The sequence below is a fragment of the Streptomyces sp. NBC_00775 genome, from assembly GCF_036347135.1.
Classification (GTDB): Bacteria; Actinomycetota; Actinomycetes; order Streptomycetales; family Streptomycetaceae; genus Streptomyces; species Streptomyces lutosisoli.
The window spans coordinates 10855469-10878336 of record NZ_CP108938.1; the positions used below are offsets into that span (position 1 = coordinate 10855469).

General features: G+C 68.7%; 22 protein-coding genes and 3 pseudogenes. 14 read left to right on the forward strand and 11 right to left on the reverse strand.

Annotated elements, in window-relative coordinates; translation table 11 throughout:
* The first annotated feature begins 298 nt into the window (after window positions 1-298).
* Window positions 299-1729, forward strand: a complete 1431-nt coding sequence (ltrA, locus tag OIC96_RS48590; RefSeq protein WP_330301692.1) for a group II intron reverse transcriptase/maturase — start codon at window positions 299-301, stop codon at window positions 1727-1729.
* A 314-nt stretch (window positions 1730-2043) separates the two neighbouring features.
* On the opposite strand, the gene OIC96_RS48595 is transcribed toward ltrA, so the two are convergent.
* The 3 genes from OIC96_RS48595 to OIC96_RS48605 all read right to left on the reverse strand — a co-directional run bounded on the left by OIC96_RS48595 (window position 2044) and on the right by OIC96_RS48605 (window position 4212).
* The gene (locus tag OIC96_RS48595) at window positions 2044-3351 is read right to left on the reverse strand and encodes a replication-associated recombination protein A (protein ID WP_330301691.1); all 1308 of its coding nucleotides are present in this window, start codon (window positions 3349-3351) and stop codon (window positions 2044-2046) included.
* Between the two features lie 103 nt (window positions 3352-3454).
* Window positions 3455-3823, reverse strand: a complete 369-nt coding sequence (locus OIC96_RS48600; protein ID WP_330301690.1) for an MmcQ/YjbR family DNA-binding protein — start codon at window positions 3821-3823, stop codon at window positions 3455-3457.
* Complete coding sequence (locus OIC96_RS48605; protein WP_330301689.1) at window positions 3820-4212, reverse strand: MmcQ/YjbR family DNA-binding protein; 393 nt, start codon at window positions 4210-4212, stop codon at window positions 3820-3822. The genes OIC96_RS48600 and OIC96_RS48605 overlap by 4 nt, the downstream gene beginning before the upstream one ends.
* A 194-nt stretch (window positions 4213-4406) precedes the next feature.
* On the opposite strand from OIC96_RS48605, the gene OIC96_RS48610 reads away from it, so the two are divergent.
* Window positions 4407-5237, forward strand: a complete 831-nt coding sequence (locus OIC96_RS48610) for a helix-turn-helix domain-containing protein (RefSeq protein WP_330301688.1) — start codon at window positions 4407-4409, stop codon at window positions 5235-5237.
* A 729-nt stretch (window positions 5238-5966) separates the two neighbouring features.
* Here the strand turns inward: OIC96_RS48610 and OIC96_RS48615 are convergent.
* The 4 genes from OIC96_RS48615 to OIC96_RS48630 form a co-directional block, all read right to left on the reverse strand.
* Window positions 5967-6494, reverse strand: coding sequence for a hypothetical protein (locus tag OIC96_RS48615; protein WP_330301687.1), 528 nt, complete (start codon window positions 6492-6494; stop codon window positions 5967-5969).
* Window positions 6495-6647: 153 nt separating this feature from the next.
* The gene (locus tag OIC96_RS48620; RefSeq protein ID WP_330301686.1) at window positions 6648-7172 is read right to left on the reverse strand and encodes an AAA family ATPase; all 525 of its coding nucleotides are present in this window, start codon (window positions 7170-7172) and stop codon (window positions 6648-6650) included.
* 233 nt (window positions 7173-7405) lie between these two features.
* Window positions 7406-7798 (reverse strand): DUF6262 family protein, encoded by a 393-nt coding sequence (locus OIC96_RS48625; RefSeq protein ID WP_330301685.1) that lies wholly within the window; start codon window positions 7796-7798, stop codon window positions 7406-7408.
* Window positions 7785-10079, reverse strand: a complete 2295-nt coding sequence (locus OIC96_RS48630) for a tyrosine-type recombinase/integrase (protein ID WP_330301684.1) — start codon at window positions 10077-10079, stop codon at window positions 7785-7787. Before OIC96_RS48630 ends, OIC96_RS48625 begins: the two co-directional genes overlap by 14 nt.
* An 840-nt stretch (window positions 10080-10919) precedes the next feature.
* Between OIC96_RS48630 and OIC96_RS48635 the strand changes: the two genes are divergently transcribed.
* The 5 genes and pseudogenes from OIC96_RS48635 to OIC96_RS48655 all read left to right on the forward strand — a co-directional run bounded on the left by OIC96_RS48635 (window position 10920) and on the right by OIC96_RS48655 (window position 13430).
* The gene (locus tag OIC96_RS48635) at window positions 10920-11363 is read left to right on the forward strand and encodes a hypothetical protein (RefSeq protein ID WP_330301683.1); all 444 of its coding nucleotides are present in this window, start codon (window positions 10920-10922) and stop codon (window positions 11361-11363) included.
* Between the two features lie 158 nt (window positions 11364-11521).
* Window positions 11522-11986 (forward strand): helix-turn-helix domain-containing protein, encoded by a 465-nt coding sequence (locus OIC96_RS48640; protein ID WP_330301682.1) that lies wholly within the window; start codon window positions 11522-11524, stop codon window positions 11984-11986.
* A 214-nt stretch (window positions 11987-12200) separates the two neighbouring features.
* A complete protein-coding gene (locus OIC96_RS48645) occupies window positions 12201-12788 on the forward strand; it encodes a hypothetical protein (protein WP_330301681.1) in 588 nt (195 codons plus the stop codon).
* Window positions 12789-12868: 80 nt separating this feature from the next.
* Window positions 12869-13075 (forward strand): annotated as a pseudogene (locus OIC96_RS48650) (hypothetical protein); the annotation flags it as partial.
* A gap of 232 nt (window positions 13076-13307) precedes the next feature.
* Window positions 13308-13430: a hypothetical protein gene (locus OIC96_RS48655; RefSeq protein ID WP_330310428.1), complete on the forward strand. Its 123-nt coding sequence runs from the start codon at window positions 13308-13310 to the stop codon at window positions 13428-13430.
* 209 nt (window positions 13431-13639) lie between these two features.
* Here the strand turns inward: OIC96_RS48655 and OIC96_RS48660 are convergent, their stop codons facing one another.
* The 3 genes from OIC96_RS48660 to OIC96_RS48670 all read right to left on the reverse strand — a co-directional run bounded on the left by OIC96_RS48660 (window position 13640) and on the right by OIC96_RS48670 (window position 15860).
* The gene (locus OIC96_RS48660) at window positions 13640-14302 is read right to left on the reverse strand and encodes a hypothetical protein (RefSeq protein ID WP_330301680.1); all 663 of its coding nucleotides are present in this window, start codon (window positions 14300-14302) and stop codon (window positions 13640-13642) included.
* Between the two features lie 184 nt (window positions 14303-14486).
* Window positions 14487-15059 carry a hypothetical protein gene (locus OIC96_RS48665; protein WP_330301679.1) on the reverse strand — a complete coding sequence of 191 codons (573 nt, stop codon included), beginning with the start codon at window positions 15057-15059 and terminating at the stop codon, window positions 14487-14489.
* A gap of 342 nt (window positions 15060-15401) precedes the next feature.
* Window positions 15402-15860, reverse strand: a complete 459-nt coding sequence (locus OIC96_RS48670; protein ID WP_330301678.1) for a MarR family winged helix-turn-helix transcriptional regulator — start codon at window positions 15858-15860, stop codon at window positions 15402-15404.
* 63 nt (window positions 15861-15923) lie between these two features.
* Between OIC96_RS48670 and OIC96_RS48675 the strand changes: the two genes are divergently transcribed.
* The 4 genes and pseudogenes from OIC96_RS48675 to OIC96_RS48690 all read left to right on the forward strand — a co-directional run bounded on the left by OIC96_RS48675 (window position 15924) and on the right by OIC96_RS48690 (window position 18035).
* A complete protein-coding gene (locus OIC96_RS48675) occupies window positions 15924-16292 on the forward strand; it encodes a VOC family protein (RefSeq protein WP_330301677.1) in 369 nt (122 codons plus the stop codon).
* A gap of 47 nt (window positions 16293-16339) precedes the next feature.
* Window positions 16340-16840: pseudogene (locus OIC96_RS48680) on the forward strand (ISL3 family transposase); the annotation flags it as partial.
* Window positions 16841-16908: 68 nt separating this feature from the next.
* Window positions 16909-17484 (forward strand): helix-turn-helix domain-containing protein, encoded by a 576-nt coding sequence (locus tag OIC96_RS48685; protein ID WP_330301676.1) that lies wholly within the window; start codon window positions 16909-16911, stop codon window positions 17482-17484.
* Window positions 17481-18035, forward strand: a complete 555-nt coding sequence (locus OIC96_RS48690) for a transposase (RefSeq protein WP_330301675.1) — start codon at window positions 17481-17483, stop codon at window positions 18033-18035. The genes OIC96_RS48685 and OIC96_RS48690 overlap by 4 nt, the downstream gene beginning before the upstream one ends.
* 178 nt (window positions 18036-18213) lie before the next feature.
* On the opposite strand, the pseudogene OIC96_RS48695 reads toward OIC96_RS48690, so the two are convergent.
* Window positions 18214-19484, reverse strand: a pseudogene (locus tag OIC96_RS48695) (IS1380 family transposase).
* 595 nt (window positions 19485-20079) lie between these two features.
* Here OIC96_RS48695 and OIC96_RS48700 point away from each other — a divergent pair.
* From OIC96_RS48700 to OIC96_RS48710, 3 genes are all read left to right on the forward strand, one after another.
* On the forward strand, window positions 20080-20652 hold the full coding sequence (locus OIC96_RS48700; protein WP_330301674.1) for a hypothetical protein: 573 nt from the start codon (window positions 20080-20082) through the stop codon (window positions 20650-20652).
* Between the two features lie 16 nt (window positions 20653-20668).
* Window positions 20669-21103 (forward strand): hypothetical protein, encoded by a 435-nt coding sequence (locus OIC96_RS48705; protein ID WP_330462158.1) that lies wholly within the window; start codon window positions 20669-20671, stop codon window positions 21101-21103.
* 149 nt (window positions 21104-21252) lie between these two features.
* Window positions 21253-22806 (forward strand): alpha/beta hydrolase, encoded by a 1554-nt coding sequence (locus tag OIC96_RS48710; RefSeq protein ID WP_330301672.1) that lies wholly within the window; start codon window positions 21253-21255, stop codon window positions 22804-22806.
* The last annotated feature ends 62 nt before the right edge of the window (window positions 22807-22868 follow it).

A 22868-nucleotide genomic window follows, 5' to 3' on the forward strand; every position in this document is an offset into this window, starting at 1 on the left:
GAGGCCACGTTGAAAGCCTGCGGCGTAGGCGTGGCGATGTTGCCGGAGTAGAGCTGGGCGTCTCCCTGACCGATCGATTGTGTGGTGAACGTGGGAACCATCCGCGGTCGCCCGAGCTGCCGGACAGCCGGTCCGGCGGTGGGCAGGTCCGTTGCTGACTGATGGCCGTGGGTGGGGCGGAGGCCCCGTAGTAGTCGCGGGAGTGACGACCCGTCGTGGAGACCGGGAAAGCCGGTCGCAGGGCCAAGGGGGCCAGCAAGTCAGTGGCTGACGTACTGGAATGTCGGGAGGGTCGCCGGTGAATACCGACGAGCTGGAGCGCGCCTTGTATGAGGCGGAGCGCCGGGTACTGAAGATCCAGACCAAGCTGCACCGTTGGGCTCGTGATGATCCTCATCGCAGGTTCGACGACCTGTTCAATCTCGTTGCCGATCCCGGCTTCCTGCTGGTGGCCTGGGATCGGGTGCGGGGTAACAAGGGTGCACGCACGGCCGGGGTGGACGGGCGCACGGCGTCGTCCATCGCACTGTGGGTCGGGGTCGAGGAGTTCCTCGACGCTCTGCGGTCGCAGATCAAGGACCGCAGTTTCCAGCCCATGCCGGTGCGGGAACGGATGATCCCCAAGTCTGGCGGCAAGCTCCGCCGTCTGGGGATTTCGACGATCACCGACCGGGTGGTGCAGGCGTCCTTGAAGCTGGTGCTGGAGCCGATCTTTGAGGCGGATTTCCTCCCGTGTTCCTACGGGTTCCGCCCGAACCGCCGGGCTCATGACGCGGTGGCCGAGGTGCGTCTGCTCACGTCTATGAAGTACGAGTGGATCGTGGAAGGCGACATCAAAGCCTGCTTCGACGAGATCTCGCACCCCGCTCTCATGGAGCGCGTGCGGGTACGCGTCGGGGATAAACGTGTCCTGGCCTTGGTGAAGGCATTCCTCAAGGCGGGCATCCTCGGTGAGGATGGCCTGCTGCGGGACAACGACACTGGCACCCCGCAGGGTTCGATCCTTTCGCCGTTGCTCAGCAACGTCGCGCTCTCGGTCCTGGACGAGCACATCGCCCAGGCGCCGGGAGGCCCCGGGCCTGATGCCAACGAGCGCCGGAGGCGTCGACGCCGCAGTCTGCCCAACTACCGGCTGGTCCGGTACGCGGACGACTGGTGCCTGATGGTGCACGGCACCAAGGCAGACGCCGAAACGCTACGCGAAGAGATCGCGGAAGTCCTCACCACGATGGGCCTGCGCCTGTCGCCGGAGAAGACTCTGATCACCCACATCGAGCAGGGCCTGGACTTCCTCGGCTGGCGCATCCAGCTCCACCGGAAACCAGGCACCAACCGGTACTACGTCTACACCTACCCCGCCAAGAAGGCCCTGCGGGCCATCATGGCCAAGGTCAAGACGCTCTGCCGACAGGTCGGCACGAACCAGCCGCTCGACGCCCTGCTACTCCGGCTCAACCCGGCAGTACGGGGCTGGTGCGCCTACTTCCGGCCCGGAGTGTCTTACGCGACCTTCTCTTACCTGCGCCACTATCTGTGGCACACGGTGTGGCGATGGGTGCAGCGCAAGCACCCCAAGACGGGCCTGAGGAAGATCTACCGGCAGTACTGCGGCCGTAGGTCTTGGTGGGCCAGTGAGAACAGGGAGCTGTTCGACCCGATCACGGTAGGCACTACTCGCTACCGCTACCGGGGCATGGCGATTCCCACTCCCTGGGACACCACGGGATGAGGACAACCACCACGAAGCCCTCGGGGCTGGTGGAGAGCCGGGTGCGGTGCCAAGTCGCATGCCCGGTTCGGGAAGCGGCTCCGGGGAAACGGGCCGGTCGAAAGACCGGAACCGCGCCCCGGGCCGACTTCACCAGCAGTTCGTGTCCTTCGACAGTGAAGTTAGTCGTGCGCAGCGCGCTGACCTGCGTCGAATGGGTTGGATGTCAACACGGCGGTCGATAGCGTGGATCATTGGGTCGGAGGAGATGCTGGATGCGGACGGTGCATGACATCTGCCGTGGGTTGGCTCTGGACGCTGCCCACGTGTCCGCGTCAGCCGCTGCGTCGGCGGGCGCGCAAGGCGTTCCAGTGCTGTAGCCGTTCGCTGATCTGGGCTTCGTAGCCGTTGCGGGTGGGCTGGTAGTACGTCTCGTGGTCCATGCCGTCGGGGAAGTAGTCGTCACCGCCGTCGGTGGTGTCCGGGTCGTACTGGTAGTCCTTGCCGTAGCCGAGGTCCTTCATCAGCCGGGTCGGCGCGTTGAGGATGTGGGCGGGCGGCATGAGTGAGCCGGTGCGGCGGGCAGCGCGGTGTGCGGCGTTGAAGCCGCGGTAGACGGCGATGGACTTGGGTGCGGTGGCGAGGTAGACGACGGCCTGGGCGATCGCCAACTCGCCCTCGGGGGAGCCGAGTCGCTCGTACACGTCCCAGGCGGCGAGGGCCTGCTGGATGGCGTGCGGGTCGGCCATGCCGATGTCCTCGTTCGCGAAGCGGGCCAGGCGGCGGGCTACGAACAGGGGGTCCTCGCCGCCGTCGAGCATGCGGGCGAGCCAGTACAGGGCCGCGTCGGGGTCGGAGCCGCGCATGGACTTGTGCAGCGCGGAGATCAGGTTGTAGTGGCCCTCCTGCGCCTTGTCGTACAGCGGGGCCCGCTGCTGGATGTAGTGGGCGAGCCCGGCGGTGTCCAGGGGGGTCTCGGTGTCCGGGAGGGCCTGGAGCTGTTCGGCCATGTTGAGGAGGTAGCGGCCGTCGCCGTCCGCCATGGCGATCAGGGCGCGGCGGGTGTCGTCCTCCAGCGGCAGCCGGTGGCCGGTGAGCTGCTCGGCGCGGTCGAGGAGCGTGGACAGTGCGGCTTCGTCGAGGCGCTTGAGGACGAGGACCTGGGTGCGGGAGAGGAGGGCGCCGTTGAGTTCGAAGCTCGGGTTCTCCGTGGTGGCGCCGATCAGGGTGATCGTGCCGTCCTCGACGTAGGGAAGGAAGCTGTCCTGCTGGGCGCGGTTGAAGCGGTGGATCTCGTCGACGAACAGCAGGGTCCCCTGGCCGATGCCCCGCCGGCTGCGTGCGGCGGCGAACACTTTCCGGAGCTCGGCCACGCCGGAGAAGGTGGCCGACACTGGTTCGAAAGCCAGGTTGCTGCCGTCGGCGAGGAGCCGGGCGATGGTGGTCTTCCCAACGCCGGGCGGGCCCCACAGGATGGCGGAGCTGAGGCGCTGCTGGGCGACCATGCGGCCCAGTGGAGCGTCCGGGGCAAGGAGGTGGTCCTGCCCGACGACCTCTTCCAGCCGGGTGGGGCGCAGGCGGTCGGCGAGGGGCCGGGCGGGCTCCTCGCCGAAGAGCGGCAGAGTCGCTTCGGTCGGTTCCATCGGTCTCTCGGGTGGTGGGAGGCGGGCGTCTGCGGATGTGACGAGCCTTGCACGTGACGCTGACAGGCGGGGGCTCAGTCGTTCGCGGGGAAGCTCGCGGCGCTCATCGGGCACCGGGGCGGTCGCGTTGCGGCAGCCGCTTGGTGACCAGGTCGTAGGAGTTCTCGACCGCGTCGGTGACCAGCCGCTCGGTGATGCCGGGACCAGGACCGAGGGAGATCCAGTGCCGTTTGTCGAGGTAGTGGCCCGGTGTGATCGAGGCGTAGCCGCGTACGTGAGCGCGGGCGTGTTCGGGTTCGCACTTGACCGTGATGATCTGGTCGTCCGGGTCGTCGGTGACGATCAGGAACACTTTGCCCGCGACCTTGTACACGTCGAGTCCGGGAGTGAAGGGGTATCCGTGGCTGACGTCGGGCAGGGTGCGGGCCGCCCGGCGGGCGGTGTCTTGGAGCCGGTCACCGGCCGCGCTCACCGGGCCGGCCTTCCGCTGCCGTAGGTGTGCGGGTCGACGGGCTGCTCCGCCTTGGGCAGGTGAGCGACGACGAGCCGGTATGACTCGGTGACGAGCTCCCCGACGAGCTCCTTGTCGACGCCTGCCCCGCCCTCCAGCGTGATCCAGTGCTTCTTGTTCATGTGGTAGCCCGGGGTGATGTGGCTGTACTGCTCCCGCAGGGCGTGGGCCTCGCCGGGGTCCGCCTTGAGGATCACGACGGGACGCCCCGGGACCTCGGTCATCAGCATGAACACCTTGCCGCGCACCTTGAAGACCTCCAAGTCGGGGCCGAAGGGATGCTCCAGCGCTGCTCCGGGAAGTCCTTCGGCGCAGTCGACGGCGGTCTTGTGCAGGTCCGTTCCGTTCATGGGGCGGTGCCTTCCTCAAAAGGGTGGTCGCGGCGGCACGTCCCATACTTCCCTCGAACCCGACAAGGAGGGCGGTAGGCTGCGGACACGTGATGGTCGACAAGCGACACTCCGGGCCGAGCAGGCAGGCCGGACCAGCTGCGGTTCCGCTGTACGGTTTCCAGCCCCCGGTCGGTACTCCCTACGGCCTTGAGGTGAGTACCGTCGAGGATTTCTTCGCCCAGCACGACGACTGGCCGTGGAACCCGCCCCGTCCGGGCCGTGCCACCTTCCACTACCTCATCGCGGTCACCGAGGGTGAGTTGCGGCACGACGTCGACTACGTCACGCGGACCGTCGCCCCCGGCCAGTGGCTGTGGGTGCGTCCCGGGCACGCGCAGTGCTGGCATCCGCCCGGCGCGGCCCGCGGTACGTTCATCCTGTTCGAACCGGACGTGCTGCGGCCCGACCTCGCCCGTCTCCTGGCCCCGCTCACCGCGCACGAGGCCCCCGCCGTGCTCAGCCCGCACCCCGACGACACGGCCTGGCTCCAGCAGACGGCACTCCAGCTCCTGGACGAACACCGCGCACTGGGGCGCCGCCCCCTCGACGTCCACCGCGCCCTGCGGCGCAGCCTGCTCGAATCGCTGCTGCTGCGCCTGGCCAACTCCCCGGACATCGCCCTCGATGGCACGGCCGCGGCCGGCACGGGCCGCGCCGACAGGTACGGACGCTTCCTGGACGCCCTGGAACTGCACTTTCGCGAGCTGCACCAAGCCGCGGACTACGCCGAGTTGCTCGGCTGCTCGGTCCGCACCCTCAGCCGTGCTGCCCGGGACGCCACCGGCAAGGGGGTACGCGAACTCATCGACGAGCGGCGCCTCCTGGAAGCCCGGCGCCTGCTGGGAGCTGCCCGGTGGGATGCCCGGACGGTGGCCGTCCACCTCGGCTTCACCGACCCCGCGAACTTCGGCCGCTTCTTCCGCGACCGCACCGGCCTCACCCCGGCCGTCTTCGCGGCCCGCGAAGCGAGGTCCGACGCTTGACGGAAACGCGGCTAACGCCCCTTGCCCGTCAGGAGGCAATGGCTGTCTTCGCAGTCTGCGCGTTGTCGCACCGTTCACCTGTCGAGAGCCCGCCGGATGAACTCCTCGCGGGTCGCGTTGGAAGCGCGCGACACAGCCGCATGACCCACCGACATGTCGAACCCGTGGAAGCCTCCGCCCCACATGTGGAAATCGACGCTCACGCCCGCCTCGGACAAGCGGCCGGCGTAGATCAGGATCTCGTCGCGGAACCCGTGGTTTATGGGCAGCTCGGCAGTGATTCATGGGGTCTGATCTGGTGTTTTGTGTGGTGGACATGTCCGTGACCGATTCCGCCGCCCCTGCGGGCTGCGCGGCGCCCTGGCCCGGAAGTGGATGAGCCGTTGCCGGAGCGGGAGTTGCCGGCCGGCTTTGTGATGCCGGCCGAGACGGCGACGTGCACGCTGTTGCGCAAGGAGCTGGTGTGACGCTGAATTTCACAGCGTCGTCACCGAGGCGACGGCCGACCCAGCCGTCGTCGGGCCGATCTGCATCGCCACCCGTCGCTCCCACCACGACGACCTCTACGTCATCCTCGCCAACGACGCGACGAGCGAGCCGCCTGCGCTCGACGGCTGCCGCTTCGCGCGGCTCGGCCTGATCGTCACCACCCTCAACGATTCCGCCAGTCCGCGGACAATCGGGCAGAGCGGCCCAGAACGTCCTCCCAGTCGGACGCCCTGCCGAGTCTCAGTCGAGGCTTCTGTCAGGTCGGGTGTAGAAGGACTCGACGCCCCGCCAGGGCGAGGGGCCGCCCAGTGATCGGTCCAGGCGCCGTTGGGACGGGTCGAGGGAACAGCGGGCCGCATTGACGAAACTCAGGTGAGCCTCGCCCAGCGCAGTATGAATCGGCCGCAGTTCTTCAAGGTTGGTCGGCTGACGAGCATGGAAGAGGATGGTGAAGTCCTCCAGGATCTCGCAGACCCGCTCGGCTGCGGCGCTGGTCGCCGGGTCGGCAACGAGGCTGACCGAGTGCTGGGCGGCCACGAACGGCACCCAGTTGACGGCGGGCCTGCGCTCGTCGAGGAAAGCCTCGCGCAGCTCTGCCTCCACGGCCCCGAACGCCTGCAGGAACTTCTCGTAGGCGGCGGTCTGCGTCCCCTGCAGCCATTGCTGGTGCTGGCCGCGGCGCCCGACGACACCGCCGGCGATGACGCCCACGACCGTTGCGGTGACAGCACCTGCGGTGGATATCAGCAGATCCCATGAGACAGTCAAGCGAGTCTCCTCACGATGGATGACGGGGAGCCCACCGGCAGCCCCGCGCTGAACGAAGCCGACGGCATGAACGTCAATTCTTCCCCAGCGAGGATCATTTCGGGCTTGTGCGGAGCGGGACCGCTACGGCTGTGTTGTCGTGGGCCGCAGCAGTCACGCGAACGACGGCCACCGGTCGGCGGCCCACTCCCGCCAGTCGCCCCAGCCGGGCGGCGGGCCGGCGACCCTGCGGCCCTCCAGCTCCGCCGCGTCGGGCTCCTGAAAATGCGCCCGCCCGTGCAGGATGTCGGCCTCGGACATCGGCAACGTCTCCTCTGGGGCGGTCGCCCAGCGGTGGGCGATACGGGCGCGCTGGGTCTCATCGTCCACCGGCAGGTAGACCATGCGGAAACACGCCTCCTCGGCCTCCACCAGCCAGCGGATCGCAGACCGTTCGTCCCGTGACCAGCAGCCGTAGTCCACGACGACGTCGGTGCCCAGTCTGACCGCCTCCAAGGCGAGCCAGAGCATGCGTCCCTCCAGCACGTCGCGCTTCCCGTCGGCCTCCGCCTCGCCGAACAGGGGAATCATCCAGTCGTCGGGCGTTAGGCGCAGCGCGCCGTGCTCCGCGGCAAGCTGCCGAGCCCGCGTGGTCTTTCCGGCCCCTGGCAGGCCGACCATCAGGAACAACGTGGTCACAACCAGATCGTGGCAGGGAAGCCAATCAGACGACCACCGCTTTATCCGCCCGCCGATCATCGGCGAGCCACAGGCGGGTGAAGGCCACGGTGACTGTGCATGTAAAACGCAGGCGGCACAGGACTCGACTACATGCCTTACATCCCTGACGACTCCAGATGCCCGCTGACCTGCTCAATAACCTAGGAACCCCAGATAATGATCTCCGAGGCAGTGGCCGCCGAGCCGCATCATCAGGGCAACGGCCGTTCGCTGCGGAGCCTACGGATCTCACCGTATGCGGTCTCCAGTCGTCGGGCGAGGTCGCTGTTCTCGGCTCGTAGCTGCTTGATCCGTGCGAGCGCGGCCTCCAGCCGGCGCTGGATGGATGCGACCGACGCGGGCTGTGAGCCTGTCCGCTCGGTGGCGGGCTGGCGATTCTGCAGCTGCCGGATGGCTGTGACGAGGTCGGGCTGGGTGTATAGCCACGACCTCGACACCCCAGCCGCTTTCGCGATCGCCGCGAAGCTGATCCGGCCGCCGCTGCGGCGGGCTGCCGAGACGGCCTTCTCGGCGTCGTGGCGGGCGCGTTCGCTGCGGCGCCGGGTGGCCTCGGCCAAGGCGGCGGTGTTGTCAGCTGGCGGCATCGACGTCCTCCACCTGGCCGCCGACGACGATCTGGTTCTCGGCGGCCCCTTCGAGAGCGTCGATAATCGCCTCGAGCTTGCCGAGGGTGCGGCGGTTCTTCTCCGCGACCCGGGCGAGCCCGGCCTGCTCGGCCTGGGCGATGAGTTCGCTGGTCTCCTGCCGCTGCTGGCGGTGCTGCTGGAGGAAGTCACCGGTGGTGATGAAGAACCGGCAGTCCAGACAGGGGTTGGCGTACTCACAGTCGGTCTGCACCGGGGCTCCGCAGTAGCCGTTGGGCAGCGTCACCTTCGCGCGGACCAGGCTCATCTTCGCCCAGGCCGCCCCGGCGAGCGGGTGATCGGCAGCGATCTCGGCCTTCTGTCCCTCGTGGTTGACCTTGAGAGCATTCTCCCAGTGCCGCCGGAGCGTCTTGTCGTGGAGCTTGGCGTAGACGGCGGTCATGGCCGGCGACATGTGATCGAGCAGGGTCTGAATCACGGGCTGGGGAACGTCGGCGTTGATCATGCGGGTGGCCAGGGTGTGCCGGAACTGGTGGAAGGTCACCTTTACTGGGCGGCCGTGTTCGTCGGTGAGGCTGAGCCGCTCCAGCCAGATTGCCAGGTGATCGCGCATGCGGCGGTCGCTGACCTGCTTGCTGCCGTCGACGTTCTTCAGTGAGGCGGGGAAGAGCCACTTGCAGCCCTGCGGGAAGCGTTCGAGGACGGCCTGTTGCTGGCGGCCGATCTCGGCCGCGAGTTCCTCGCTCAGCGGGAAGAACGCCGGGCGATCGTGGATCTTGCGGTTGAGCCAGGCCAGGTAGGGGTTGTTCTCGGCGTCTCGGACGATGCAGTCGAAGGGCAGCCAGCGGGCGTCCTTCGTGCGCAGACCGCAGGCCATGAGGATCTTCAGCAGCACCCGTCCGTCGTCGGACGGGAACTGCGCGACTGCCTCGGGAGCCTCCAGCTGCCGCATGAGGTGCTCGGGGATGAAGCGCGGCTTCAGCCCGCGCGGCTTCGGCGCATCATCGTAGATCAGCGCGTTGCGGGCCAGGTCCGGCTGCCACTCATAGCGGTGGACGTCGCGCAGGAAGACACCGACGCAGCTGATGGCGCGCGAGCGGAAGTGCTCGCTGTGCCCTTCGGCCTGCAGGGCAGCGAACCATGTCTCGATGCGGGCCCGATTGAGCGCCGCCGGTCCACCATTGACGCCGTCGACGTCGGCCAAGTGGCAGGCCAGGCGGGTGATGGCCTGGACGCTGGTGGTCAGGCCGGCCGGGTTGCTGCCGCGGGTCAGCCGCCAGCGGGCCCAGCGCTTGGTCAGATCCTGCAGCCAGGTCTGGGGAATGCCGCCGAAGTGCAGACGGCAGCAGTCCTCGTTGGCCAGGTCGAGCAGCCGCAGATCCCAGCTGTCACGCGGGAACTGGTCGGCCCACGGATCGTCGGCGATCAGCAGCCGCTGCAGCTCGAAGCGGGTGCCGCGGATGAACGCGTAGGACAGTGACTGGTAGCCCTTGCGCGCTACGTGGCAAAACTCCAGCCACTGCGTCTCGTCCCAGTCCATCAGGCTGTGCACGCCCGATTCGCGGATCCAGCTCAGCGCGCGGGTCACCGTGCGCGGAGCCGTGTGTCGGTCCCCGATGTCGGCCCGGCGCTGCAGCCCGAATTGCATCTCCAGGCGGACCTGGCGCCCCAGGTCGTGAAACCGGATATAGGGGTCGCGCCGCAGCTCCAGACGCGCGAACCACTCGATCAACTGCTCGTCCGGTAGCTCGGGATGGCCGTTGTTGCGCCAGCGGATGTAGTGCCGCCGGCACAACACCGAACCGGGCCCTGTCGTCCACCACGGGCAGTCGGGCAGCACACAGTCCTGCTCCCCGTGCGGCGGCGGCTCGTAGCGCGCGGTGGCCAGCCATGCGTCCAGGTCCGGCGAACCGGCCGCCTGCCACAGCTCTGTGTGCCGGGTGCAGATCCGCGGGGAGCACCCGTTCATCGAGCGGCGGCAGTCCGTCACCGCGCAGCCCCGGATCACGCGGTGGTGCCGGTGGTAGGCGTCCCCGCCGGGCACCCACGCCTCGAACTCGGGGCGGCTGGCCTGCACCCACCGCTGGTAGTGCGCGGTGCACAGCTGCTTGACCGAGTAGCTCAGCATCCGCTCGCACGACGGGATGCGGCACTCGCCCTGGAAGAACACCCGGCTGTCACGCGGCGGATAGAACTCCTCGCCCCGGAATTCCGGACGCACGACCTCCATCAGCCGCTCCAGCAGTCCGGCCGTCGGCTGAAAGCGCTCCAGTGTGCTCACGCCTCCACGCTCCCGTTGCTCAGCAGCCCTGCAGAGACAAGGACTTCCCGATGATCCGCCACCGCAGGGGCGCGGACGCCGCCGGGGGTTCGCTGCGGTAGCGGTGTTCGACCTGGTGGATGGTCCCGGTAGCTGCGCCTTCGCGGATGGACTGGGCAGGTGACGCGGCGCCGGTGCATGACTCGGCGGACCTCGATTCCGCCTCGGCCCGGCGTGCTGGACCGCTCGGCTGGGTGATCGGGCGGAGCAGCCCTGAGGCGTAGCTGATCGTGGGGTGGCCGAATTCAAAGATTCCATCAGCGCAGCCCGTGGTCGTGGACGACGGGACGGGGGCGGGGGCGGGATGCCTGGACCCCGTCGGACGTCACGTGGGCGGGGTCGTCGCTGCCCGGGGGCCGGAGCCTGCTGAACGCCGCCCAAAGGCGGGTGGGTGGGTGTTCGCCGGCGGCGTTTTTGTGGGCTTTTACCTGATGTGTGGGGTTTGGTCAAGCCACGACTTGTCGGAGCGTGACGGTGGCGGGTGTGCGGGGCCTACTTGAGGTGCGGGCCTCAACGGAAAGGAAATGAGGCAGTGCGGTGGGGGTGGAAATTCCTCACCGAGGTTGTCCCTTTCTCCGGTCCGCTGGCCATTGTCCAGAATTCCTGGGGCGCGTGATTGGGCCCCTCTGTATTGCTAGGAGAAAAACCATGACTCGTAATGTTCACACCCACAGTGATGTCCGTTCCCGGCGGCGTGGTCTGCGTTTTGCGACGCTTTTCGCTTCGGCCGCAATGATTTCGGGGGGCATTCTCCTTCCGGCGTCCTCCGCGATGGCTGCCCCGATGCCGGCTTCGCATGTTGTGAGCTTTGTTCACGGCGGCGGTGTCGGTGGTGACGGAGGGGATGGCGGGGGCGGCCTCATCGGCGGTGGCGGCGGCTCCGGCGGCTCTGGTGGCGGCAGTGTGCTGGGTGTCGGTGGTGACGGCGGCAAGGGCGGCAACGGCGGCAACGGCGTCCTGTCCGGCGGCGGCGGCGGTGGCGGCGGTGGTGGCGGCGACGGTGTTGTCGGCGGCAACGGCGGCAAGGGAGGCAACGGTGGCACCGGCTTGTTCGGCGGCAACGCCGGCGGTGGCGGTGGTGGCGGTGACGGCGTCCTGAAGGGCGGCAACGGCGGCAAGGGCGGCACCGGCGGCGACGGTGTCTTCCAGGGCGGCAACGGAGGCAAGGGCGGCAAGGGCGGCCTGGGTGGTCTCTTCGGCGGCCTGGGCGGCGGTGGTGGCGCCGGGGGCAGCAGCATCTTCTGACGCTCCCGCGCCGGCAGCCCCGCAATGGGGCTGCGGTGTCCGGGCCCTGGTGGCCCGCCCCGGCGGGGTGGAGGTCGAAGCGGCCTCCACCCCCCACCCCCCATCTCCTTCAAATTTTCACCTCGTGTGACATCTCGTGACGGAAACGGAGAACTCTCATGTCCAGAAGGCTTTGGCAGCGTCCCCTCATCCTGGCGGTGGCCTCGGTGGCCCTGGCCACCGGCACTGCGTGCGCCGCGCAGGCGTCGCCGAGTGCCGCGGCGGTCACCGGCCATGTGGCCGTGGCTGACCGGTCCTCCCACTGCGGCAGGGGCGGAGAAGGCGGGGAGGGCGGGAAGGGCGGGGAAGGCGGCAGGGGTGGTGAGCCCGGTCGGCCGGGTGAGCCCGGCAAGCCCGGCACGTCCTGCTTGCGGTTCGGCGATCTGCCCGACAAACCCGCATCGAAGCTCACGATGATCGACAAGATACGGATCGTGATGGCGGTGGAGTCCGGCCAGGCGAAGAAGGCCGAGGTCGCCAAGAAGTACAAGGTCTCGGAGAAGGAGATCGGCACCTGGGTCAAGCAGTTCCGCGACGGTGACTGGGCCGCGCTGACGGGAGTGGACTTCCTCTTCGGCTCCTGAAGGGGCCTTGGCGCCGGGCCGGCCTGCTCGATTGCAGGGCCCGCCCGGTGGCCTCTTCCGTACTGTCCTCGCGGGCGGACCGGGGAGAGGCGGAAATAAGGGAAACCGCGTCACGGACCGGAAGCGGCGGAAAAAGGAAGCCGCGTCACGGGCCGGAAGAGGCGGAAAGGGAATCCGCGTCACGGAAACGAATTCTTCGGGAAGGGAGAATTTCATGCGTATGCGCTCTTGGAAAATCCGTCTCGGTCTCACGGTCTCGGCTGTCCTGGCCGCTGGTCTGGCGGCCGGTGCGCTGGCGCCGGCCGCGATGGCGGCGCCGATGCCGCAGGGGCATGCGGCCGCGGCGCAGGCCGCCCGGGTTCTGCCGGCCGCGGACGGCGGGGGCGCGCAGCCGGGCGGCACTGTGTTCGGTGGCACCGGGGGGTCCAACAACATCAAGGTGGGAGGCGGCAGTGTCCGTATCGGTGACCGGGTGTGCGCGGGCAACTGCAACGGGACGGTCAACGGGACTAGTGGCGCGGGCGGCGGGATCTGTGCCGGGATCTGCAACGGCAGCGCCAACGGCGGCAACGGCACGGCCGGCGGTCCGGGCCAGGCAGGGGCGGACGGCGGGGGCGGCGGGATCTGCGCCGGGATCTGCGGCGGCAGCGCCAACGGGGGTAACGGCGGCAATGGCGGGGATGCGGTGGGCTCCGGTGACGGCGGCAGGGGCGGCAGGGGCGGCAACGGCGGGATCTGCATCGGCGCGGGCTGCCAGAGCAGCGGCCAGGGCGGGCGCGGCGGCAACGGGGGAGCCGGCTGAGGCCGGGCCGGCCCGTGCCGCCGTCACGCCGGCGACCCGGGCGGTTTTCCAGTCTGTGAGGTGTCGGCGTACACGCGAACGTGGCCCTGGCACGATTTCCGCAGCCGGAGATCACCACGGAGGGGCGGTCCGGTGGGAGCCGTGTCGTCTCACCTACGCGATCAGGACGACGCGTTGGCGTAAGAGCGCGATGCCAGCGCGGCCGCACCCCCGTCCTGGTCCTCGACGAAGCCCACCTGCTCAACTACGAACAGCTCGAAGCGATCAGGATGCTGCCCAACACGGCCGTGGACCAGGACTCGCCGCTGTCCTGCCTGCTGGTTGGCCGGCCGACCCTGCGGCGGACCATGAAACTCGCCGTCCTGGCCGCGCTCGAACAGCGGACCGCCCTACGTTGCACGATGCCCGGCATGACGTCCACCGGGACAGCCGGTTACATCAAGCACCACCTCGGCCTCGCTGGTTGTAGCGACCAGCTGTTCACCGACGACGCGGTCACCCTCATCCACACCACATCGCGTGGCTTCCCCCCGTGCGGTCGACAACCTCTGCCTGCAATCCCTCGTGGCCACCTTCGCCGCCGGCAAGTCTCTCGTCGACGAGAAAGCCGCCCGGTCCGCCGTCACCGAGGCCCTCGACTGACATTCCACGCCCTCGAAACTCGATGTCGGTGGCGCTGATGAGGACTCCTGAAATTCCCCAGGGCTGCTCGCGTTCCCCACTTGGTTGCGCAGTGAACGGAGGGGTCGGATCCGCTCGCGAGTTGAGGGTTCGGACGGCTCCTCCCCGTCAAGGGCGCCTACGGCGTCATGTATCCGCTCTGACCGCCGGCACGGAGTGGCATTGCCGCTCTACCGCCCGGCGGTGCCGTCCGCACCGTCAATCTCGTAGATCCGCCCTTGAAGCCGTTCACCGGCCCAGTCCAGCCCGACGCCCAGGTCAAACCAGTGCCGATCCTTGCGGACTTCGGGCGGTGCGAGGTTCACCGCCGCCCAGGAGAACACCCCCAGGAGGATGGAACGCCCGTGCTGCGTTGTGCGCACGGACAACGCAAACGGCGCGGCGAGTGCCGCGCGGGTGACCAACATGACCTGATCGTGCTCAGAATGTCGACGCCCGCCCGTGAGGAACCGGGGCGTTTCAAGGATCTTGACCCACTCGACCACTGCGTCTGCCACCTGGGCACGCAAGGACTCTTCGATGCCTTTCCGGACGGCGGTCGCGGGGTCATCGCCGAGCCAGCCAAGCCAGTGATCAGGATCAGTGAGCTTGCTGAAGTCGTCCTGTGGCACCCCGTGACGGGGATTCTCCTGGTACTCACCTGTCAGTTTCCCGCTGCTGTCCACCAACCACGCGCCGCAGATTGCCTCGGGAGGTACGTAGCCGTTCGGGTCGTCGATATACGTCGGGTCGATCTCGGCGACGCTGCCACCGGGATTCTCAGCAGCCGCAGCCAGTAGCGCCGGCTCGCTCGGTATGCCCTTACGTCGGCCTCGCGAGTCAAAACGCCCCATGTTCCCACCCTCACCGTTGTGCCCGCCCAGTTGACCGCGATTGTGCCGTACCGGTCAGGACCGCATGAGGGGGTGCGCGTGACGGCGACGGGTGGGTGGGGAATCTCAGCGAGCAGGTCTGTCCCCACTCCCCAGCAAGGGGTGGGGACTTTCAAAGAGCGTCATCAGCGCCGGATACCTTGCATCAGACGATGCACACCACTGGAGGGGACATGCCAGCCTCGGCACCTTGCCGACGACCGCGACACCTCGCCGGCAAACGCCCCACTGGGACCACCCCAGTGGGACGATCTTGTTCTCGGTGATCGGCACCTCCAGTGCCGGACCCGTCGGCATTTTCAGCGTCGCCCAACAGCCGGGTGCTACCGCCGACGGGCAGCGTGCCGTACACCTCTGCGTACAGCGCGAAGTCGACGTCCGGCACCCGCGGCGCCGCGATGGCCGGCAAGGGCACTTTCATCAGCTTCAACAGCACGCCGGTACGTGAGAGCGGTGCGTTCGGCAGCCCCGGGAGCCGCGCGCCGCCCCGCCCGGCGGGCAGGATGCCGGCCATCTCGACCAGGGCCTGCAGCAGCGGGATGCGGCGCGGGCAGCGCACCGTGAGTCCGTCGGCCTGCCCGGCGGAAGTGACCTTCGGGCAGGCCGGGTTCCCGCAGTACAAGCGGCGCACACTCAACTCGATGCGCACCGCCCGGCTATTGGTCGCCATGCCGGAGAGACGGCGTACACAGCGGCTGTGCACCCAGTCGCCGGCCATGCCACAGCCCGTACACCGGGCAGGGCCGTCCTCACGCGTACTGGCTCTGACGATCACGGCAGGACCCGCCGCGGCGACTGGGACGACCCTCACGCCGGTCAAGTGCGGGAGCAGAGAGGGCAGTTCGAGAACACACAACGAGAGGATGCCCGGCGCCGGGCAGCGCGCGCCGTACGTCCCCGTGGTGATCTCCGGCTACGAAAATCCTGTCAGGGCCAGACAAGTGGCTCATCGCAGTAGAGGGTGTAGTCGGGGTTTGTCGGTTTTCGAGGTCGTCGACACGGATTTCAGGCTCAGCTGCACTCCTGTCAGGGCGCGACGAGACGTGCGCCGCGGAACGAGCTATGCGCCGGCGTTGCCATCGCGCAGGGAATGGATCATCCTCTGCAGGATCCGGAACGCGTCTGACTGCTCGGTCTCGGTCAGGCCGGCCAGCATTCTGGCCTCGACGGACCGGACGGCTGCGCTCGCCTTCTCGAGGCTTCGTCGGCCGCGAGGCGTGAGCCGCGTGGGAAGCACCTTCCCGACGGGTGCCTCCGCAGGCCTGGTCACGTAGCCGTCTCGTTCCAGGGCCTGGAGCAGCACGTTCATCGTCTGCCGTGTCACGAACGCGCCCCGCGCGAGCTCGGAGTTCGACAAGCCCGGTCGTTGCGCCAGCAGCTCGAGGCAGGAGTAGTGCGTCACGCTCATCCCGAGCGGCCGCAGCACCTCCTCCATGGCCGCGCGGAGGGCGCTCGACGCTTCTTTGAGCAGGTAGCCCAGTGACGTCTCCAGGTCGACGCCGATACCTTCTTGACTCATGTCAGCATTCTGACATAGGTTGATGTATGTCAGGAAGCTGACACGAAAAGAAGGAGCGTCATCATGCCCGCCACCGGCCCCGACTTCATCTCGCTCCAAGTGCGCGACCTCGACGCTTCGCAGGCGTTCTACGAGCAGTACCTGGGCCTCGTCCGCTCGCCGGCCGGACCTCCGCACGCCGTCGTCTTCGAGACGAAGCCGATCGCGTTCGCACTCCGCGACGTCATTCCCGGCACCGACCTCGCATCCGTCGCTCAGCCCGGCATCGGTGCCGCGATCTGGCTCCACGCCACAGACGTCCAGTCCATCCACGACGCGCTCGTCGCCGACGGTCACACCATCGTCTCCGCACCGATCGACGGTCCCTTCGGCCGGACCTTCACCTTCGCCGACCCCGACGGCTACCAGGTCACGCTCCACGACCGCGCTTGATCGACCAAACGCCACCGGACGATCATCAGCGGTTGCGCCCTAAGCTCGTGCGTGACGCTACCTTCTGCCCTGCTGACCTGACGACGTTCTGCCGGCTGGATGACCTCGGCTTGGAAGTGGTCGGCCAACCGTTGCATCCCGACCACGCCGTGTTGCTCTGTCGAGTGGTCGACCCTGATGACTGGTGCCATGCCTGCGGCTGTCTGGGGGTGCCGCGCGACAGCGTGCTGCGCCGACTGGCGCACGTCCCGCTCGGCCGGCGGGCAACGATCCTGCACGTCCGCATCCGCCGCTACCGCTGTTCGGGCTGCGGGCAGGCCTGGCGCCAAGACACGACCGCGGCCGCCGCGCCGAGGGCGCAACTCTCGACGCAGGCGGTGATGTGGGCGTTGAAGAGTGTCGTCATCGACCGGATGTCGATCGCCCGGATCGCCGCCGGGCTCGGGGTGTCCTGGCACACCGTCAATGACGCCGTCCTGGCGACCGGCCACCAGTTGCTGATCGCCGACCCGACCCGCTTCGACGGTGTCCAAGTCTTAGTGCTGGATTCCTCTTTCGCTGGGTATATGTCCTGGTGGCGGGGTAGTTGATAGTGCTCGGGGGCGGGTGCTGGGCGATGGTTTTACGGGCACGGCCGGGGCGTGACGAGGACGAGCGGTCCGTCGTTCGCCGCCTTTCGCGGGCGAGGAAGGCTCCGCGGGATGCGGTGATGCGGGCGCGGATGATCGAGCTGAGCTGGTCGGGGCTGCGGGTGCCGGCGATCGCCGTGGAACTGGGCTGCAGCCAGAAAACGGTCCGGTGCTGGCTGCACCGCTTCAACCGCTCGGGCCTGCAAGGGCTGGATGACCTTGGCGGTCAGGGACGCAAGCGGCGGATCACCGAGGAGGAACGATCTCGGATCATCTCCCTGGTCAAGACCGTGCCGCCGGGGCGGCTGCGGTGGGAGCCCGTCGGGGAACCGTGGGCCTTCGACGAGTCCGGGCCAGCCGAGTGGACTCTGGATTTCCTGGCCGCGGCGGCGCGGGCCGAAGGGATCGACGTGGGCCGCTCGCAGGTGCGCCGCATCCTGCTCGGTGAGGGTGTGCGCTGGCGCCGCACCCGGTCCTGGACACGCTCGAAGGACCCGGACTTCGTCCCAAAAGGACAAGGATCATCGGCCTCTACACCCGCCCGCCCGACAACGCGACGGTGATCTGCGCCGACGAGCTGGGGCCAGTGATCCCGCGGACCTTCCCGCCCGCCCCGGCCTGGTCACCGGACGGGCACCGGATCAAAGCGGAACTCGACTACAGCCGCGGACCGGAGAAGACCTGGGTCTACGGCGGTCTGCGACCAGCCGACGGCCAGGCCGTCACGATGACCGCGTCCTCCCGCAACAGCGTGTTCTACCAGCAGTTCCTGCAACTGCTCGAGGACGCCAACCCGGACGGGGAGATCTGGATCGTCACCGACAACCTGTCCAGTCACAACAGCGTGTCCACCCGGACCTGGCTCGAAGACCATCCCCGCATCCACCATGCCTTCATCCCCGTGGGCGCGTGCTGGCTCAACCTGCAGGAAGGCTGGTGGCGCATCTTCCGCAAGGCCGCCCTCGCCGGCCGGTCATTCGCCAACCGCGACGACATCGAATACGCCACCACCCTGGCGACCAACCAGCTCAACACCCATGCCAACCCCTGGATCTGGGGCAGACCCGCACCACCAACTCGCCTGCTACGGCGCCGATATGTGTACACCGTTTGAGGAACCCAGCACTAGCCTCGATTTTTCGTGACAGTCTGTCGGATTGCCCGATGGGCCGTTTCGGCTTGTCGGGGTGGTGGTGGGCAGGCCGAGGGCCCGGCTGTCGCGTCGGGTGGGCGCCGGGTTCCACGGTTCCGGAGGTGTTCGGCTGCTCGTCGGGGTGGGTCGTTGTCGCTGGTCAGTCGGGGTTCGGCAGGGCTTTCAGCCGGGTGAAGGCGCTGTTGATCGTGTCGGTCCAGGGCCAGTGGTGAGCCAGCCGCAGGATGCGTCGACGGCCGGTGGTGACCAGGCGGGCGGCGGCGGAGAACAGTCGCAGTCGTAGGCGTTTGGGTTCCCAGCGGCGGGCGGTGCCGGTCAGGGCAAGCATCGGCATCCAGGCCAGCAGGTCCAGGGCGATCTGGACGATCTCCAGCCAGACCTGGTTCTGCGCGGCATGGTGCAGGGGAAGGTTGCGCAGGCCGGTATCGCGGGCGGCGCGGATCCGGTCCTCGGCGCGGGCCCGTTGGCGGTGGCGCAGTTCCAGCCTCGGCCTGGACCCCGGCAGGCCAACCCTTGAGGATGCCGCCGGCCAGTTCGGCCACCCAGGCACCGTCGCGGACCTGGCCGGTCGGTTCTACTGCCGGGGTCCAGGCCGAGGCCGGAACCTGCAGCACAGCGTGGTGGACCGCGTCGGTGATCGTCATGCCGACCGAGTAGGACAGCCACCGGCCGCGCACCGTGAGCCAGTTCAGGAACTCGTGGGTGCCGCCGGCGGAGTCGGTTCGGATCAGCGTGCGGCGTCCGCGCCGGTAGGTCTTCGGAAGCTGGGCCAGGGCCAGCCGGGTGGTGGTGATGTGGTCGGCGGCGGTGTTGCTGCCCGCGTTGCCCGGCCGCAGCAGTCCGGCCACCGGCTCCCCGGACCCGGCCTGACCGTGGTCGACGAACGCGACCAGTGGATGGTGCCCGAAGGTCCGCTTCCACGTCGCGGTGGCGTCCTGCTTCTCGGAGTGCGCCAGCACCAGTACCCCGTCGATGTCCACAATGACCTGGCCACCGGCGTCGGGGGCGTCGATGCCGGCCAGCTTCCAAACGCGCTCACGGACTTCGGCCCTTGCCCGGCGGATCGCCCGTCAGGGCACGGGGACCGGCCGCGGCCAGAGCCTCGACGAGTCGTGAGACGGTGGGATCGGAGGCCACCGGCCCGAACACCTGCGGCTCGGCCCGCAGTACCGCCACATCCGACAGGCAGTCTCCGCCCAGCGCCACCGCCAGCGCGAGGTCCAGCAGCACCTTGCCCGGATCGTGCACCGCCCGCGACTTGCGCCACGGCATCAGCGCCGCCGATATCGCCGTGTCCAGACCGGTCTTGCGAACGGTCTCCACCTGCAGCACCCCACCGGCCTGCGAGACCACCGAACCCCCGCCGCCCTGGACGCGGACATGCGGGTACGACCCGATACGCTTGTTCACCTGGAGAGTGCTTCTTTCCTTGCAGTGGACAGGACCCTAGACAAGTTCCATCGTTGCAGGTCAGGAGTACTCTTCGCCTTTCTGGCCGCCTACTGGGCACGATGATGGACGAGGCGCGAGGCCCGTGATGAACGACCGCAGAATCACCATCGGCTTGCTGGCAACGGGAGCCCTCCTGCTCATTGCAGGAGGAGCCTGGTTTCTACTGGGAGAGCACGCGGGCAGGGGCGTTGCCGCCTTGGCTGTCGGCTTCGGCTTTGCGTTGATCTGCTTCTCGCAAGCGACGCGGATGCTGGCCAAGCAACGATAGAAACCCGGAACTGCCTGACTCGCACGCGAATGGGCGCTGGCCGGGGGCACCTTCAGGGTGACCAGCGACAGGGCGTCGCACCGAGACATTATTGACCCATCACCCCAGCTCAGCGACCCTGCCTCCCTACCTGGCCGCTCGTCCCTCGTCCACTCGGTGAAAGCGCGAGGCTAGGGCCTGTCCGGCGGATCTTCGTGGCGTCCCCGGTCGCATATGGCCGTCGCTTCTGATACTCGGCGCCCCGTCAAGGAAGACCAGTTGACTCCGCATTCCCTTGGGTTCTACATGGACGTGGTCGCCTCCGGAACGGTGCTCGGTGCCAATCCGACGGACAGTCCCGACCGGGTGACCGCGATGCTGGGTTCCGATTTCGCCGAGAACTCCCTTGACGACCACAGCATGTGGCGCGACTACGGAATGGCTGAGTTCTTCTGGATTCGGGAAACACCGGACCATCCTTGGGAGGGTCGCCACTTCACCTTGCAGGTGCATCGGCTGTCGTACTGGGGCGGCAGCATCGTCAACAGGGCAATTCGCGACCGGTACGGGCGCTTCGACCGCCACCTCCGGTTCGACAAACTGGAGCGGCTGCTGGGGAAGCAGGGTGTACCCCTGGAAGACGCCCCGGATGTGAATGCTCCGACCTTCACACGGCATTGGCAGCCTGCTTCACAGGTGTCCGTCATGGTGTTCCGGGCTCACGAAGAATGGCGACAGCGTCGGCGCGGCGACGACCGTATCGGAGATGTGTACACCATCCAGTCATCGGTGAGTGCCGAAGGGGTGGCGCGGGATAGGGAGCGCTACGGCCGTCAGGACAGCCGGGAGCTGTCCGGCAGGTCCTCATCGGAGTCATAGCCGCATCGCGGCGAGGGTGACGGTGCCGTGGAAGACACAGGCCGTGCTGCGCCCGCTGCCCCGTAAGCGGTCCGCGCCCCCGTACGAGCGGGTCCGCCTCGCTGCCGGCGCCTTGGCCGCCCGGGTCAACGCAGCGCGACGTGCGGAGCGCCTGGGCTCCCGGCCGTACGCCGTCGCCGTGCCTGCCGCATCGAGGTCGCACTCGCGGCCGTTCCACACCGGCCGGAGGGCCGGCCGCCTTCTGGAGCAGGAGTCCGGCGTCGACGTCGACACGGTGGAGCAGTCCCGCCGGACCTTCGAAGCAGCCGCCAGGCTCCAGGACGGCATGCGGGAGCGCGCCGTCGCCCGCGGTCCCCGGCCACAGCCCGCCCCGGTGACGGCCTCGCCGCCGCACACCGAGCAGCCCGGCGTCCAGCACACGCCGGGCCGGACCGCAGGAGGAGTCGCGTGAGCACGGGGCGGTCTAAATTTCTGGGCACTCTCGCGAGCCGTGCTGTCGAAGGCGGCTTGTATCCTGCACGCATTCGATGATCGGACGATCATGGGTACGGGCATGCGGGCACGGGGCGGGCGTCCAGGGGCGGGAGCGCGGGGATTTCGATGAGTGACGCACCTCCGATACGAAGCCGCAGACCGGGCCTCTCGGTCGGTGCGCGCATCATCGCGGTGGTCGTCCTCGTCGCGATCGGGGCCGCCAGCGCCTGGCTCCAGCACGACGCGCGCGGCCGAGATGCAGAGCCGCGTACGGAGTTCACCGCGAGCAACCCGCCCTCCGGACTGCCCACCGCGCTCACCACCGGCCAGCACCTGCACTGGTCCAACTGCACCTCGCCGCGCACCGCGCGCACGGGCTATGACTGCGCCACCATGAAGGCCCCCCTCGACTACCGGAAACCGGACGGCAGGACGATCGACGTCGCCCTGATCCGCCGCAAGGCCACCGGCCCGAACGCCCGGCGCATCGGCTCGCTCGTCCTCAACTTCGGCGGCCCCGGCGTGTCCGGCGTGATCGGACTGCCCGAACGCCTCAACCAGTACGAGCCGCTGCTCGACCGCTACGACCTGGTCTCCTTCGACCCGCGCGGCGTCGGCGCGACCATCCCCGTGCGATGCGGGAAGACCGTGGACGACACCGGCTACGACGGGACCGACGCCTGCGCCGAGCACTCCAGGGCGCTCCTCCCGTACATCGGCACCTCGCACACCGCGCGCGACCTCGACCTGATGCGCTACCTCCTCGGAGACGAGCGGCTGCACTACTTCGGCGTCTCGTACGGAACGGCGCTCGGCGCGGTCTATGCCCACCTGTACCCGTCGCATGTCGGACGGCTCGTCCTCGAAGCGTCCGTCGATCCGACCGAGGACCTCGACGAGGAGCAGGTGTCGCAGGTCAAGGCGGTCCAGGCGGCGTTCGACCGGTTCGCCGCGCACTGCGCGGCCCGTATCCGCCACTGCCCGACCGGCGACGGGCCCGAGGAGGCCGCTCGACGCATGGCGCACCTGGCCGACCGTCTGAAGAAGAAGCCCGCCCCGGCCGGCGGCGGAAGGACCCTCGACGCCGACAAGCTTGCGCACGCCGTCAGCGAGCATCTCCGCCTCGGCACGGACGGCTGGGCGCCGCTCGCCAAGGCTCTGACCGCGCTGATCGACCACAACGACGGCCGTCTGCTGAGCAAGAGCGCGGACGACATCGGCTCCGCCGACCGCGCGGCGACCCCGCGCGACGACAACCACGCCGCCCAGACCGCGATCACCTGCGCGGACTCCAGCCTGCGCCCGGACTTCGAACGTCTCGACCGGGACAAGGCCCGCGTCAAAGCCGCCTCACCCGTCTTCGGCGCTGCCTGGTCCACCGGCGTCTACCTCTGTTACGACTGGCCGTTCGACGGCGAGCGCACCACGCTCCAGGTGAACGCCGCCGGCGCGGCCCCCGTCCTGGTGGTCGGCGGCACCGGCGACCCGATCACCCCATACCCCGGCGCCCGCCACATGGCCCGCGCCCTGGGCGACGGTGTCGGCGTGCTCCTGACGGCCGAGGAGGAGGGCCACGGCACATACCCGCAGAACCGCTGCGTCACGGAGACGGTCGACCAATACCTCCGCACGGGCCGCACCCCGGCCCCGGGGACGGTGTGCCGGGGCAGCATGTCCTGAGGCTCGTACGGATCCGCCGGGCGGCCGTCAGCACACCGGTTCGCTCGCAGGGGCCCCGGGCG